We start from the raw sequence: 13,924 nt of genomic DNA, 5'->3' as shown, positions 1-13,924 counted from the left end.
TTCACTAAATTTTGTCAGTAAAACCCAGAAAGTAGAGTGGGGCACTTAGCGCCCCACTCTACTTTCTGGGTTTTATGTTTGTGAACCATTGGATAATCGCATTTTTGTTTTAAGATGGCGATCAGCACTTCAATCTTAGCCAGTATGGTAAAAAGCCTCATTGATTCCCCTGAGATCTCTAGTAAGCCATCTCGCAAATTATGGATGGCGGCGATTAAGTTCCCGATGTATAGTGTGGCGATCGTGCCGATCGCTACGGGTACGGCTGTTGCTTATCGCAATACAGGGGCGATTAACTGGAGTATTTTTTTCATGTTTCTGGTTTCCGCAGTTTTGATTTTAGTCTGGGAAAATCTCTGCAATGACGTATTTGACGCAGAAACAGGCATTGATATCAATAAGGCGCATTCAGTTGTCAATCTTACGGGTAAGAAGAATTTAATCTTTGTAATTGCTAATATTTGCTTGCTTCTAGGCATTAGTGGCGTACTTGCAATTTCTTGGATACAGCAAGATATTGTGGTGGTTAGTGCGATCGCCCTTTGCTGTTTTCTGGGATATATATACCAAGGTCCTCCATTTCGGTTGGGCTATCAAGGATGGGGTGAAGTTTTATGCTTTTTTGCCTTTGGTCCCTTAGGAGTTTCGGCGGCTTATTATAGTCAAACTAAATCTTGGTCAATTGGCTCGATCGCCGCAGCAATTATTGTCGGAATTATTACTAGCCTGATTTTGTTCTGTTCTCATTTCAATCAGGTTGCCGATGATCTTGCCGCAGGTAAAAAATCGCCTGTTGTGCGTCTAGGAACCAAGCGCTCAGCACAACTTTTACCTTGGATTTGTGCTGTAATCTATGGGATTGCGATTATTGCGATCGCCCTGAAATTTTTCCCCATCTGGACTGCGATTGTCTTAATTAGCTTACCGATCGCATGGAAATTATGTACATTTATCAGTGAAAACCACGAACGCGCCGAGCTTTTACTCAACTACCGCTTCATCGCTGTTGCCTTGCATTTTGTCATTGGTTCTTGTCTTAGTGTCAGCCTGATTTTATAGAACTATAATTTAAATGATTTTGCAAAATAAAATTTATCACTGTTCGGCAGGTATGGCGATCGCTGGAGGTGGTGTCAAAACCTACGTTGATGGTTTGTATGCAGCAATGCCAGATGCATTTGGCACAGAAATCATTGCTAATCCTAGAGACTATGATCAAAGTGCGTTTAAATTGCTGCATATTCACGAAACTAGTGCCATAGCTCAGGTCAACAATTCCTGCCCTGTCGTTTTTACGGCTCATAATCATGATGTTTACTGTGCCAGTGGAACTAAGTATTTTGCGGTTCGTAAATCTAGCTGCGATCGCCTATTAAATTCATGGGGATGCGCTTGGGGGCATGTTGTTGATGGTTGTGGTAGCCGTCGTCCTGCTCAGATTCTCACCAACTTAGGACGAGCTCGTACTGAGCTAAATGCTCTCAAAAGGCTTGGTATTTTGACGATTGCGAATAGTGATTATGTGCGATCGCAGTTGCTTGCTAATGGGTTGCCTGAATCGCAGGTTGTAACTTTACTTTGTGGTATTGCGGCAACTGCAAATAGCCATGAGCCTTTGGACAGCAAGATTCATCATCAGAAACGGATTCTTTTTGCAGGTAGAATCGTGCCAGACAAAGGACTAGATTGGTTATTGCGAACAATGCCTCTCCTAGATTCGCAAATTCATTTGGATATTGCAGGTGAAGGCTGGGCTATGGAGCAAGTTCGTCAACTAGCGGTGGATTTGAATATTGGCGATCGCCTAACTTGGCATGGCTGGTGTCAAAGAGAGAAGTTAGAGGAGCTATATCGTCAAAGCTTTGCTGTAATTTTTCCTAGTGTTTGGCCAGAGCCTGCGGGACTAGTAACTTTAGAAGCCTACGTGAGATTCCGCCCAGTGATTGCTAGTGATGTTGGGGGAATTCCTGAGTATATTCAGGATGGGAAAACAGGAATTTTAGTTGAGCCAAATAATCAACGACAGTTAGCTGCGGCAATCACGGATTTAGCTAATAATTTTGACAAAGCACGCGAAATTGGTATAGCTGGCAATAATTTATTTCACTCAGAATTTACCCTTGCTATACATGCTCAAAGATTGCAAGAAATCTATGACTTAGCGATCGCTAAATTTCACAAAACTTCTTGATAAAAGCCTGTCGAAGACAGGCTTTTATCAAGAAGTTTAAGCTTGCTTCGCTTCTGAGCCATCAATGATGCGTTGGAATAAGTAACCTGTACCGCGTGCAGTCAAGATCAATTCAGGGTTACTAGGATCTTCTTCGAGCTTTGCCCTCAAGCGGGAAATATGGACATCGACAACGCGAGTATCCACATGACGCTCTGGTGTATATCCCCAAACCTCTTGTAAGATTTCTGCTCTTGAAAAAGCTTCGCCCGATCGCCCGACCAATAGCTCTAACAAACTAAACTCCATACCCGTCAAACGAATACGCTCATCGGACTTATAGACTTGACGCTTGTTAGTGTCAATCTTGATCGTGTTGATATGAATCACGCCAGAACTGGGGATGCCTGATGTGCCATTGCGATCAAAGCGCCGCAATACTGAACGAATCCGCGCTTCTAATTCCTTTGGTGAAAAAGGTTTAACAACGTAATCATCTGCACCTAATTCAAGTCCTGTAATGCGATCGGCAACATCGCCCAAAGCTGTCAGCATGATAATCGGGATATCCGATTCTTTGCGAAGCTCTTGACACACCCCGTAGCCGTCGAGCTTTGGCATCATGACATCAAGAACTACCAAATCTGGATTTTCTTTGTGAAAAACTTCGATCGCTTCTTCGCCATCTGCGGCGGTGACAACCTCGTAACCGATCATCGACAGACGTGTCTCCAGAATTCGACGAATACTAGCTTCGTCGTCTACAACTAGAATTTTTTCCTTATGGTTTTCCAAGCCAGTTTACACTCCACTATGTTGCTAGCTGCAATTCAGTAAAATTTTATAGTTTTACATATTTATTTAGCTAAGTTTACAAGAAATCGGTCGTTACAATCCGAAAACAAAACTTAAAGTTTCAGAATAAACTTAATCTGGGGTTTCCCTGATTTTCAGCTATAGTCACCTGTCTTATGGACAAATCAAAAAACAAGAATTGATTAGCGGCACGAAGTGCTGTCAATCAATTCTTGTTTTTTATGTTCTAATACACTTGGCGACTTGTGCTGCCGCTTCTTCCCGATTTTGTGTAAGTGATTGCGATAAAATTGTATGAAGTTTTATGCACAATGAGGATTTTGCGATCATGACTGAACCAACTCAAGTACCACAAGCTACTGATCCAAAAATGGGATTTAATACCTATGCAGAAAGGTTAAATGGTAGAGCCGCTATGGTTGGTTTTATCATTGCCGTTGCGATCGAGCTTTTCACTGGTAAAGGTTTGTTGGCATGGCTAGGTCTAATTGATATAGGCTAATGAAATAAGGGCGCAAAGCGCCCTCATTTCCGTTTCTAGTTTTTTAATTCGTTTTTTTAGTTATGGCATCTGGCAAAATCGAGAACTCTCTGTACTGGACTGCGGCAATTTTGGGATTAGTTCTCGATCAAGCCTCCAAATATTTAGTTGTGCAATATCTCAAAGCGCTAAAATCAGTTCCTTTGATTAATGGCGTATTACATTTTACCTATGCGACTAACACAGGAGCAGCGTTTAGCTTGTTTAGTGGTCAGATTGATTGGCTTAAATGGGTATCGATGATTGTGAGTTTGGGGCTAGTAGCCTTTGGGATTTTTGGTAGAAACTTAAATCGCTGGGAGCAGGTCGGCTATGGCTGCATTTTGGCTGGAGCCGCAGGTAATGGCATTGATCGTTTTGTGGCTGGTTATGTAGTTGACTTTATCGATATAAGGATTATTCGCTTTGCGATTTTCAACATTGCTGATGTCTCTATTAATGTCGGGTTGGCTTGTCTAGCGATCGCAGTTTTATTTGTAACTAAACCATCCAAGTCAAAAAACTAGATAAAAATAGGAGTCGATGAAAAGCAGTCTGCGGTTGCTTTTCATCGGCTCCTATTTTGGTTTTTAATTTAACGTGAGTTCGATATAGCCATTTGCGGCGTGCGAAGCACGCCGCAAATGGCGAAAAATGGTAAGAATCGCTTAGCGATTCTTACCATTTTTCGCTTTCGTGAATTGGTATTACAAAAGTGTCGTCACACTTTTGTAATACCAATTCACGAAAGAGTGGCAACACTTTCGTGAATTAAAAACCAAACCCAGTAAGGGTTTTAAAAACACAAAATGGCATAGCCATTTTGTGTTTTGGTATAAATTAAAAACTAAACCTAATCCAAGAAAACAAAACGGCGTAGCTGTTTTGTTTTCTTGGATTAGAGCGTGAAGCGCTATATTGCTAGTTAGAAGTTATTTGAGAGGCTTAAGAGTATGGCGAATTCCCCAAAAATTGTAGTCGTTACTAATGGCAAAGGGGGGGTGGGTAAAACAACAACAGCGATCGCCTTAGCGGGTATCTTGGCGCAGGATACAAAAGTATTAGTTGTGGATGCTGATATTCAAGGAAGTTTGTCTTGGTGGGTAGGACGTAGCGATAAGGATATGGGTTTTGATATTGCCAAAGAAATTGATCCGACGCATTTAAAAAAACTACCAAAACTCAGCAGTTACGATCTAGTATTGGTAGACACACCCCCTGCGCTGCATTCCCATGCACTTGCTACGGTTGTTGCGATCGCTGATTATTTGGTTTTGCCAAGTCCACCAGCACCGATGGATTTAACAGCCCTAATTGATACTGTTAAAAGTACGGTGCGACCTGCTCAAGTTCCCCATCGAGTTCTCTTAACCCGTGTTGATCCGCGATGTCTCAACGAAGCACTTGAAGCTCAAAATACTCTACTAGAGGTGGGAGTACCAGTTTTTCACGCATTTGTGAGGGCTTATAAAGCCCATGAACGTGCCGCTCTAGAAGGGAAATTAGTTACAGAATGGAAAGGCAAAAATGCTAGAGAAGCGGAAGCAGACTATCGACGTGTAGTTGATGAGCTGCGGCGGGACATTTTAAAGTGACATGAGGTGTTAGCCACCATACATCAAGGAATTAAATAAAAAGTAAAAAACTATGTCAACTAAAAAGAAAGTCGGAATTTCAGATTTATTGCGTAACGAAGTTCAGAAGGAAACAGAAGTTTCAGTTAAGAATGAGTCCACTGAACAAACTATTGAAGTAAAAGCTGAAACAGTCTCTGATGGGATTAACAAAATTGCTAGTGTTCCCAATTCACAAAGTACTATAAAGGAATCTCCAAGTATTGACGATCACACAAAATCAAAAATTTCTGAACTAGAACTATTACTTGCTCAATCACAACAAAGGGAAGCTGCTCTTTCGCAAACTGTCGCTGAGCTAGAAAAAGATTTGAAATTTAGCCATACCAATATTGAGCTTTTACAGAAATCACTGGCGGCGATCGAGAGCCTCAAAAGTGAACTAGAGCAACAACTTGTAGAAGTAAAACGTGATAATTTACGCTTGGCTGAGTCAAATATTCAACTTTCGGAGCAGGTTCGAGCCTTAGATGTTGCGGAAACCCCAGTAAGTGATACCTCCAATTCTTCTCAATTGGTGTCACAAAATCCGCAAAATAATTCACAAAATAATAGAGCAACTCCTCGTAAACAACCTGTTGAGCAGCCCTATGCCCAGCGCGATCGCAGTCTTTATGCCCGCCCAACTGGCTCTAACGAACAATTACAGCGTATAAACAATAAAAACATTGGTTGGATGGACTAATATCAAAACACAAAGTGGCTAAGCAATTTTGGGCTTTTAAACCCTTAACAACGGGTTTGGTTTTTAATTTACAAAAGTGTTGTCAGACTTTAACGAATTGCGATACTCCCCCAAAGTAAAGGTGATGCTTCGTATAGCCTTTTGCTTTCGGGGAAATGCCGCTTGATACAAAAATAAACAAAACGTAACATTATACCCAAACTTAAAGTATATGCGCTAGACTATCATCCGTAAGGTAAAAGTAGTTATCGGTTGTAGCAATTGTTTTCTGTACTGACAGTTTTTTTCTGTTTCATCGTGACAAGCTTCTCTCCGACATCTCTATCTCTACATACTCATTGAATTCTTGGAGAAAGCATAATGTCTATTTACGTTGGTAACTTGTCCTATGAAGTTACTCAAGACCACTTAAAGCCTGTGTTTGAAGACTACGGCAAGGTCACTCGTGTTCATTTCCCTACCGATCGCGAAACTGGTCGCGCCCGTGGCTTTGCATTTGTCGAAATGAGCCAAGATGCTGAAGAAGATGCAGCTATCACAGCATTGGATGGTGCTGAATGGATGGGTCGTGTTCTCAAAGTTAACAAGGCTAAGCCTCGCGAGAATAATGACTCGTTTGGCGGTGGTAACAGAGGCGGCGGTGGTCGCGGCGGCTATAACAAGTCTGGCGGCGGCGGTGGTCGCTACTAAATTTACTTTTTAGGGTGCAAAGCACTCTAAAAAGAATTAGCAGCTAATTACAGCAAAACGGCGAAGAAAACTTAGTTTTCTTCGCCGTTTTGCTATGCTAAGCAAAAGTATGCACGCTTAACGTAGGTTTAGCATGGATTTGCAACCATTAGGGATTGTTGTTCAGGGTTCTTTAAGCGATGGTTTAGAAGTTCGACTTAATGGCGAGATTTCAGTCGAGGATATGCGCGTCGGTAAGTTTTTAGTCGTGCATGGGCGGCATACACGCTTTTTTTGTATCCTGACTGATGTCACTCTCGGCACAGCTAGCCCTCGTATTCTCATGAATCCACCTGATCCTGAGAACACTTTCTTAACTGAAATTTTGGCAGGAACTGGGACTTTCGGTACAATCAATTTAACGCCGATGTTGATGTTTGTGCCTGCAAATCCTTTTGATCTAATCACTCAACGGGCGACTAGCCAAAATAGCGATCGCGTCAAAAAGACCAAACGCAAAAAATCCCCAGCCTATGAAATTGTAGAAGAAAGCAATGATTTTCAACTATTGCCAGTGAAGACGATCCCCAGTCATTTCTCGCAAGTATTTGATGCGACTGAGCGTGATTTTCGGATTGTGTTTGGTTGGGAAGATGATCCCCATAAACGGAACTTTGCGATCGGTCAGCCAATTGATATGCCTGTGCCAATTTGTCTTGACCTCGATCGCTTTGTGGAGCGTAGTAACGGCGTATTTGGTAAGTCAGGAACAGGCAAATCTTTTTTAACCCGTCTATTACTATCGGGGATTATCCGTAAGCAAGCGGCTGTAAATTTAATTTTTGATATGCATTCAGAATATGGCTGGGAAGCGGCGACTGAAGGCAAAAGATTTAGTACGGTTAAGGGGTTAAGGCAATTATTTCCTGCACAGGTGCAGATTTATACCCTTGATCCTGACTCGACGAAGCGGCGGGGAGTCCGCGATGCACAGGAACTTTACATTAGTTATGACCAGATCGATGTTGAAGATTTGATGCTAATTCGGGATGAATTAAATCTCTCGGAAGCCAGTTTAGAAAACGCGATTATTTTACGGAATGAATTTGGAAAGAATTGGATTTCGCGATTATTGGCGATGACTAATTCCGAAATTCAAGAATTTTGTGAGCAGAAGATGGGCAGTAAATCTTCAATTATGGCTCTCCAGCGCAAACTCACCCGCCTCGACGATCTCAAATATTTACGCCCCACCTGTCCCGAAAATTATATTAAGCGAATCCTTGATGCGATCGCCGCAGGAAAACATATCGTCATCGAGTTTGGCTCGCAGTCAAATTTACTGTCTTACATGTTGGCGACCAATATTATTACGAGGCGGATTCACCATTCCTATGTGCAACAAGCTGAGCGATTTTTGCAGACCAAAAATATTAGCGATCGCCCGCAGCAGTTAACGATCACCATTGAAGAAGCCCATCGATTTCTGGCTCCGAATACGGCTAGGCAAACTATTTTTGGGACGATCGCTCGCGAGATGCGGAAGTATTTTGTGACTTTGCTCATCGTCGATCAGCGTCCATCGGGAATTGATAATGAAGTCATGTCCCAAATTGGAACGAGAATTACGGCTTTGCTTAATGATGAGAAGGATATTGACGCAATTTTTACAGGTGTAGCTGGTAGTGGCAATTTGCGAACAATTTTATCGAAGTTAGATTCTAAGCAACAAGCCCTCGTGTTAGGTCATGCCGTACCAATGCCTGTGGTAGTCCAAACTCGTCCCTACGATGAAACTTTCTATCGTGAGATTGGCGAAGTGCCTTGGGAAGAAATCTCGACACCAGAAGTGTTGCGTGTAGCCGAAGCTGCTAAAGCGGATTTAGGATTTTAACGTTAAAATTAAATTTAAACAGATACTGATGGGCGACGCAAAGCGCTGTAAGGCTATCAGCATTCATTCCAAAAGGAGATTAAAAAATGACTAGTATTGTTATTGAAAAAGTCATACCTGAGACTCAGATAAGTTCAAAAATGACCCTAGAGCAGTTTTTGAGCTTACCTGAAAACGATGAAAGTTACGAACTACTTGATGGAGAAGCAATTAAAAAAATGTCACCAAAATTTTTTCACTCCCGATTAACAAGTGCTTTTTGGTCTGAGTTATCAGCTTGGTCTCATGGGATTGGACAAGTATCGATTGAATGGTCAGTAATTCTAAAACGACGAGGTAAAGATTGGGTTCCTGTACCTGATTTGCTATATGTATCTTATGATCGCCTTGCTGCAGATTGGCGTGAGGATACGCCATGTCCCGTATTGCCAGAGTTAGTGATTGAGATTGTATCGCCTGATCAAACTTTTAATCTGTTAGCACAGAAAGCGACGGATTATCTCAGTGCAGGAGTGGAAAGAGTATGGGTGGTATATCCACCAATGCGGAGTATTACAGTGTTTTTTGGTGATTGCCCACCTGAGACTTATCGAGGCGATCGCTTGTTAACGGATGAGTTGTTTCCTAATTTAGCTGTCACATCAGATCAGTTCTTTATTAAAGCGGGTATTTAGCGGGCAGGGCTGGAATTACGATTTAGTCGAAATACTAGAAATTGAGTGAATTGGCGATCGCTAAAGTTATCGTCACTTACCAAAATCAGGCTTTGTGAGCCGTCGGCTAAACGGGGACCAATGGTCATTCCTTCTAAATTATCTAATTTAATTCCTAGAGTTGCTAAATCTACAACTAGCTTTTTACGGATTGATTTCACGTTGGGGCTATTCCGAAAGCTCTTAATTGCTGAAGTATCATTAGCATCACCTGTAAATATCTGCCAAATTTTAGCGCTCAGTCCAACGCTTCCATTAGAGCGCTCAAGGGTGAGAAAATGTCCGCCACGATCAAGGGATACAATGTCATTGACTCCAATTTGAGTGACCGTTGGAGTCATTGCTTCAACGGGATAGCGATGCTCAGTAACGATCAGCGGCGCAATATTACCAACAAGATAATGCAAAAAACGGCTTTCAGAGGGCTGACTTTCATCGGCTTGGGTATCTTGAGCAAGAGCATTTTCAGTAATCGTAAAAACGCGATAGGGATCACCGATAGAGTCACGAACTACTGTAAGTGCTTCAAACCCAAGATTGTCTTTTACTCCCTGTGGCTCTGGATTTGGAAGTTGATTCTTCTTAGAATTTGGTTCCTTTTTTGGCTCGAATAGATAGCGTTGAGGAATCGGTAAACTTCTGAGCCATTTACCTGTCAATAGGTCAAACTCATCGATAAAGGGCGGAATACCTTTGTTAGCTACACCTTCGCTGGAAACGAGAACAGTACGATCTCCTGTTAATGCAATTCCTTCGGGATCAACTTCTCCCTTAGCATAGGTATTACCCGTTTTGTCTTTGAGTAAATCTACGCCAATTACTTCTACATTTTCAAGGTTAGGTTGTTCTTTTTGAAAGCTAAATTTCAACTTGAGCGCGTAGAATCTCGCAGGCGCGAATTCACTGCGATCATCAGAAATCGCATAGAAAACATCATCAATGCGATCGTAAGTCAGTCCCGATAAGCCCCCAACGGGAGTATTCTCAAAATTTTGTTTTGGTAATTTATACTCATTAACAAAATCTAATGATATCTTCAGAAATGTGCGATCGCTTGCCATGGCAGGTAAATGGTTAACGCTAAATATTGTCAAAAATACGAAATAAAAAACAACTAATAACTTCCCAAATTTTTTTGACCAAAGAGAAAGGTATTGATTTGAGTTACCTTTCTTTTTGTTTTTTTGATTTTGTTTTAGCATGATCAAAGTTAACTTTACTGATAGCTGCATGTTATACCAAATCACGAGGTGGCTACGCCATTTTATACTTTGAAAACTCTTGCTGGGATTGGTTTTTAGTTTACAAAGGTGTTGCCATACTTTCATTAATTGGTATATAGCTGTTGTCATTCTTGTTAGGACGTAAACCCCAAATTGTGTGAGGTAACACTTCACACGATTTGGGGTTTGATTTGCCCCAATATTACGTGGCTATAGCTATAAATAGGCATTATGGCTAGCAGACAAAACGGGAAAGATAAGCTAATAACCCCCCTTTTTGTCTCCTTATTGTTAATTAATCTTGACGTAAAAACTTTTTGGCAAACTAAACTTAACTGCATCTTTAACATCCCTTAACCTTGTGTTGACGGATGCAGTTTAGTATCAATCTTATCTAGTTTAAATGCCTAGTCAACCGTAACAGATATAATCGCAGTAAGATTTCTATGATGTCTAAAAAGAGTATCAATCGTAGTGTAGTCAAGTTTGTAGCTGGTGTTACACTTGCCTCAGCGCTAGCGTCTTGTAGCGGTAGCAGCACCCCCACAACCCCCACAACTGGTGCAACTGCAACTACCCCCGCAGCGACACAAACAACGGCGATGAAAGATCCTGCACCAGCAGCTTCTAGTCTATCTGGTAACATCACAATTGATGGTTCTAGTACCGTTGCTCCAGTTAGCAAAGCTGTTGCTGAAGACTTCGCAAAATCTAACCCTGGCGTAAAAGTTCCTGTTGGTACAAGTGGTACTGGCGGTGGCTTCAAGAAATTCTGCGCTGGAGATATTGATATTTCTAACGCTTCTCGTCCCATTAAGAAAGCTGAAGCTGAAGACTGCAAAAAGAATGGGGTCGAATTTGTCGAGTTACCCATTGCTATTGATGGTCTGACTGTAGTTGTTAACAAAGAAAATACTTGGGCAAAGTGCTTGACCACTAAGGAACTCAACACAATTTGGAGTCCTGACTCTGAGGGTAAAGTCACCAACTGGAATCAAGTGCGTCCTGATTTCCCTAATGAGCCACTAGCCTTGTTTGGTGCTGGTGCTGACTCTGGTACATTTGACTACTTCACCGAAGCCATCAATAAGAAGTCGAAAGTGATTCGTAAGGATTACCAACCTAGCGAAGATGACAATATCACCATTAAAGGTGTTCAAGGTAGTAAAGGCGCAATGGGCTTCTTTGGGGTTGCTTACTTTGAAGAAAATGCTAAAACTTTGACTGCTCTTGAAGTCGATGGTGGTAAGGGTTGTGTGGCTCCAACTGCTGAGAATATCAACAGTGGTAAATACACACCACTATCTCGTCCTCTGTTCATTTACGTTAGCAAAAAATCCCTTGCTCGTCCTGAAGTAAAGGCTTTTGTTGACTACTATTACAAGGATCTTAAGGTTGTTAAAGAAGTAGGCTATGTGCCTCTTCCTGCTGACGCAATGCCTAAAATCTTGGAGCGCGTATCTTCTGCCAAGGTAGGTACAACCTTTATGGATGCTGAAGCTGGCGTACCGATCGCTGAATTGTTGGCTAAGGACTTGAAGTAATTTTGAGTTAGTTTTGAGCTGAGCCCTCCTCTCTATTTTGATGGGGGGCTTTGACTTTTGATGTACTTGATTAGGAACCTTTATGACAAGTCCAGTAATTCCCCCTCCAGTCGAAGATCTCGATCTTTATCAACGCCGTGATCGCAATATCAAAGAAAGTGCGATCGGCTATGCGTTGCTTTTTTGTGCTTTTATTTCTGTGCTGACTACAGTGGCAATCATTTATGTATTAGCCTCAGAAACGGTCAGTTTTTTTGGCAAGGCTAGCATTGGTGAGTTTTTATTTGGCAAAATCTTAGAAAATGGCAACTATAGCTGTAGTTGGGCTCCTCAATTTGCCGAGAAAAGTTTTTGCGTCTGGCCAACTGTGAACGGCACAATTATGGTGGCGCTAATTGCCATGTTGGTAGCAACACCTTTAGGCTTAGCAACCGCCGTCTATTTGTCAGAGTATGCATCACCAAAGGTGGGTAAGATATTTCGCCCCATAATTGAATTATTGGCTGGCGTACCTACGGTTGTGTATGGCTACTTTGCACTGACATTCATTACCCCAATCCTTGCCAAAATCATTCCCGGATTAAACGGGTTTAACGCTCTCAGTGCAGGTTTGATTATGGGTGTGATGATTATCCCCACGATCGCATCGATTAGTACTGATGCGATGCTCGCCGTACCCAGAGCTTTGCGCGAAGCAGCTTATGGACTTGGCTCCACAAAAAAAGAAGTTGCTACTACAGTTGTTTTTCCAGCCGCCTTGTCAGGTATTTGTGCTGCAATTATTTTGGGTATATCCCGTGCAGTTGGAGAAACAATGATTGTGGCGATCGCTGCGGGGCAACGTCCAGTGCTAACTCTCGATCCTAGACAAACAGTTGGCACCATGACCGCTTATATCGCTCAAGTTGCCAAGGGCGACTCAAGAGTTGGCAGCGTCGAATACCAAGCTCTCTTTGCAGTTGGGATGACGCTATTTCTGATCACGCTTCTTCTTAATATTATCAGCAAGCAAATTAGCAAACGATTCCAAGAAACCTATGAGTAAAGGGTTAGACATCTTAGAAAATATTGACGGGCAATCTAGCGAGTCAAAATTTGAACCAAAGCTTGAGTCAAGGCAATTATGGGGAAAAATATTTGCAGCTTTCTGCATTTTTGCCACATCCCTTGGATTAATTATTCTCGCTTTCTTAATTTTCGACGTATTTAGTGATGCCTCTAGTCGATTGAACTGGGATTTATTTCAAAATTATCCCTCTCGTCGTCCACTGGAGTCTGGATATAAAGCTGCAATTCTTGGCTCGATCTGGATGCTTGCTTATGTATTGCTGTTAGTAGTCCCCCTTGGAGTTAGCTCAGCAATTTATTTAGAAGAATATGCCAAAAAGAATTGGTTGTCAGAGTTAATCGAGCTAAATATTTACAACTTAGCTGGTATTCCATCGATTATTTATGGATTATTAGGGCTAGGACTATTTGTACGCGGTTTATATAGTGGTCGCGCTGTGCTAGTGACAGGGATTTTGACGATTACTTTACTGATTTTGCCACCAGTAATTGTTATTTCTAGAGAAGCAATCCGTGCCGTTCCGCAATCAGTCCGCCAAGCATCCTATGGGGTCGGCGCAACTAAGTGGCAAACAATTCGCCATCACGTTCTACCTGCCGCTTTACCAGGTATTTTGACTGCGGTAATTATTTCTTCTTCTAGAGGTATTGGTGAGACTGCCCCAATTGTGGTTTTGGGTGCTGGTACGGTTTTATTTGACCCCAAAGCTTCTCCTATCAACTTTGGAGCTTTATTCAGTGGTAAAATAGGAGATGTATTTACCGATACATTATGGTCAAACGACAACTTCTTTTCTGTTCTGCCTTACCAAATCTATGAGTGGGTTGGCGATCCGAAACCAGAATTTCAAACGCTTGCTTCGGCGGGGATCGTAGTGCTGCTATTTCTGGTTTTAGGTATGAACTTAGTGGCGATTTTCCTCCGCAATCGCTTTCAGTAATCCAGAGTATTCGACAAGAATAAATCTAACGAATTTGGTTTTTTACA

At 41.9% G+C, this 13,924-nt stretch carries 14 protein-coding genes; 12 read left to right on the top strand and 2 right to left on the bottom strand.

What is annotated here, in order from left to right:
- The first annotated feature begins 144 nt into the window (after positions 1-144).
- Positions 145-1,059 (top strand): 2-carboxy-1,4-naphthoquinone phytyltransferase, encoded by a 915-nt coding sequence (gene menA / locus ABM313_RS12015; protein WP_434688277.1) that lies wholly within the window; start codon positions 145-147, stop codon positions 1,057-1,059.
- Between the two features lie 13 nt (positions 1,060-1,072).
- Positions 1,073-2,191 (top strand): glycosyltransferase family 4 protein, encoded by a 1,119-nt coding sequence (locus ABM313_RS12010; protein WP_434688275.1) that lies wholly within the window; start codon positions 1,073-1,075, stop codon positions 2,189-2,191.
- Between the two features lie 36 nt (positions 2,192-2,227).
- Here ABM313_RS12010 and rpaB read toward each other — a convergent pair whose 3' ends face one another.
- The gene (gene rpaB, locus ABM313_RS12005) at positions 2,228-2,965 is read right to left on the bottom strand and encodes a response regulator transcription factor RpaB (protein ID WP_094532609.1); all 738 of its coding nucleotides are present in this window, start codon (positions 2,963-2,965) and stop codon (positions 2,228-2,230) included.
- A 349-nt stretch (positions 2,966-3,314) separates the two neighbouring features.
- Here rpaB and ABM313_RS12000 point away from each other — a divergent pair, with 349 nt between their 5' ends.
- The 7 genes from ABM313_RS12000 to ABM313_RS11970 all read left to right on the top strand — a co-directional run bounded on the left by ABM313_RS12000 (position 3,315) and on the right by ABM313_RS11970 (position 9,062).
- Positions 3,315-3,488 carry a hypothetical protein gene (locus ABM313_RS12000; RefSeq protein ID WP_094532635.1) on the top strand — a complete coding sequence of 58 codons (174 nt, stop codon included), beginning with the start codon at positions 3,315-3,317 and terminating at the stop codon, positions 3,486-3,488.
- Positions 3,489-3,550: 62 nt separating this feature from the next.
- Complete coding sequence (lspA, locus tag ABM313_RS11995; protein WP_434688272.1) at positions 3,551-4,033, top strand: signal peptidase II; 483 nt, start codon at positions 3,551-3,553, stop codon at positions 4,031-4,033.
- 426 nt (positions 4,034-4,459) lie between these two features.
- Positions 4,460-5,101 (top strand): ParA family protein, encoded by a 642-nt coding sequence (locus tag ABM313_RS11990; RefSeq protein WP_434688270.1) that lies wholly within the window; start codon positions 4,460-4,462, stop codon positions 5,099-5,101.
- Positions 5,102-5,153: 52 nt separating this feature from the next.
- Positions 5,154-5,825, top strand: coding sequence for a hypothetical protein (locus ABM313_RS11985; RefSeq protein ID WP_434688269.1), 672 nt, complete (start codon positions 5,154-5,156; stop codon positions 5,823-5,825).
- Between the two features lie 360 nt (positions 5,826-6,185).
- Positions 6,186-6,515, top strand: a complete 330-nt coding sequence (locus ABM313_RS11980) for an RNA recognition motif domain-containing protein (protein ID WP_434688267.1) — start codon at positions 6,186-6,188, stop codon at positions 6,513-6,515.
- Positions 6,516-6,648: 133 nt separating this feature from the next.
- Entirely contained in the window at positions 6,649-8,388 is a 1,740-nt protein-coding gene (locus ABM313_RS11975) for a helicase HerA domain-containing protein (protein WP_434688265.1), read from the top strand.
- Positions 8,389-8,474: 86 nt separating this feature from the next.
- Positions 8,475-9,062 carry a Uma2 family endonuclease gene (locus ABM313_RS11970; protein ID WP_434688263.1) on the top strand — a complete coding sequence of 196 codons (588 nt, stop codon included), beginning with the start codon at positions 8,475-8,477 and terminating at the stop codon, positions 9,060-9,062.
- Here ABM313_RS11970 and ABM313_RS11965 read toward each other — a convergent pair.
- Complete coding sequence (locus ABM313_RS11965; protein WP_434688261.1) at positions 9,059-10,195, bottom strand: esterase-like activity of phytase family protein; 1,137 nt, start codon at positions 10,193-10,195, stop codon at positions 9,059-9,061. The two genes, ABM313_RS11970 and ABM313_RS11965, sit on opposite strands and share 4 nt — an antisense overlap.
- Positions 10,196-10,770: 575 nt before the next feature.
- On the opposite strand from ABM313_RS11965, the gene ABM313_RS11960 reads away from it, so the two are divergent.
- The 3 genes from ABM313_RS11960 to pstA all read left to right on the top strand — a co-directional run bounded on the left by ABM313_RS11960 (position 10,771) and on the right by pstA (position 13,877).
- Positions 10,771-11,868 carry a PstS family phosphate ABC transporter substrate-binding protein gene (locus ABM313_RS11960; protein WP_434688260.1) on the top strand — a complete coding sequence of 366 codons (1,098 nt, stop codon included), beginning with the start codon at positions 10,771-10,773 and terminating at the stop codon, positions 11,866-11,868.
- A gap of 82 nt (positions 11,869-11,950) precedes the next feature.
- Positions 11,951-12,913, top strand: a complete 963-nt coding sequence (pstC, locus tag ABM313_RS11955; protein WP_434688258.1) for a phosphate ABC transporter permease subunit PstC — start codon at positions 11,951-11,953, stop codon at positions 12,911-12,913.
- The gene (pstA, locus tag ABM313_RS11950) at positions 12,906-13,877 is read left to right on the top strand and encodes a phosphate ABC transporter permease PstA (RefSeq protein WP_434688256.1); all 972 of its coding nucleotides are present in this window, start codon (positions 12,906-12,908) and stop codon (positions 13,875-13,877) included. Before pstC ends, pstA begins: the two co-directional genes overlap by 8 nt.
- Positions 13,878-13,924 lie beyond the last annotated feature (47 nt).

This window comes from Pseudanabaena minima str. Chao 2107, assembly GCF_051131155.1.
Classification (GTDB): domain Bacteria; phylum Cyanobacteriota; class Cyanobacteriia; order Pseudanabaenales; family Pseudanabaenaceae; genus Pseudanabaena; species Pseudanabaena minima.
The sequence above is the reverse complement of the archived record's forward strand: the minus strand, read 5'-3'. Positions and strand labels throughout refer to the sequence as shown.

What these genes read in the sequence shown, in the direction of transcription:
- ABM313_RS11960 (WP_434688260.1), top strand. Translation starts at nt 10,771, where the DNA reads ATGATGTCTAAAAAGAGTATCAATCGTAGTGTAGTCAAGTTTGTAGCT.
- menA (WP_434688277.1), top strand. Translation starts at nt 145, where the DNA reads ATGGTAAAAAGCCTCATTGATTCCCCTGAGATCTCTAGTAAGCCATCT.
- pstA (WP_434688256.1), top strand. Translation starts at nt 12,906, where the DNA reads ATGAGTAAAGGGTTAGACATCTTAGAAAATATTGACGGGCAATCTAGC.
- ABM313_RS11985 (WP_434688269.1), top strand. Translation starts at nt 5,154, where the DNA reads ATGTCAACTAAAAAGAAAGTCGGAATTTCAGATTTATTGCGTAACGAA.
- ABM313_RS11975 (WP_434688265.1), top strand. Translation starts at nt 6,649, where the DNA reads ATGGATTTGCAACCATTAGGGATTGTTGTTCAGGGTTCTTTAAGCGAT.
- ABM313_RS11980 (WP_434688267.1), top strand. Translation starts at nt 6,186, where the DNA reads ATGTCTATTTACGTTGGTAACTTGTCCTATGAAGTTACTCAAGACCAC.
- ABM313_RS11990 (WP_434688270.1), top strand. Translation starts at nt 4,460, where the DNA reads ATGGCGAATTCCCCAAAAATTGTAGTCGTTACTAATGGCAAAGGGGGG.
- ABM313_RS11970 (WP_434688263.1), top strand. Translation starts at nt 8,475, where the DNA reads ATGACTAGTATTGTTATTGAAAAAGTCATACCTGAGACTCAGATAAGT.
- pstC (WP_434688258.1), top strand. Translation starts at nt 11,951, where the DNA reads ATGACAAGTCCAGTAATTCCCCCTCCAGTCGAAGATCTCGATCTTTAT.
- ABM313_RS12000 (WP_094532635.1), top strand. Translation starts at nt 3,315, where the DNA reads ATGACTGAACCAACTCAAGTACCACAAGCTACTGATCCAAAAATGGGA.
- ABM313_RS12010 (WP_434688275.1), top strand. Translation starts at nt 1,073, where the DNA reads ATGATTTTGCAAAATAAAATTTATCACTGTTCGGCAGGTATGGCGATC.
- lspA (WP_434688272.1), top strand. Translation starts at nt 3,551, where the DNA reads ATGGCATCTGGCAAAATCGAGAACTCTCTGTACTGGACTGCGGCAATT.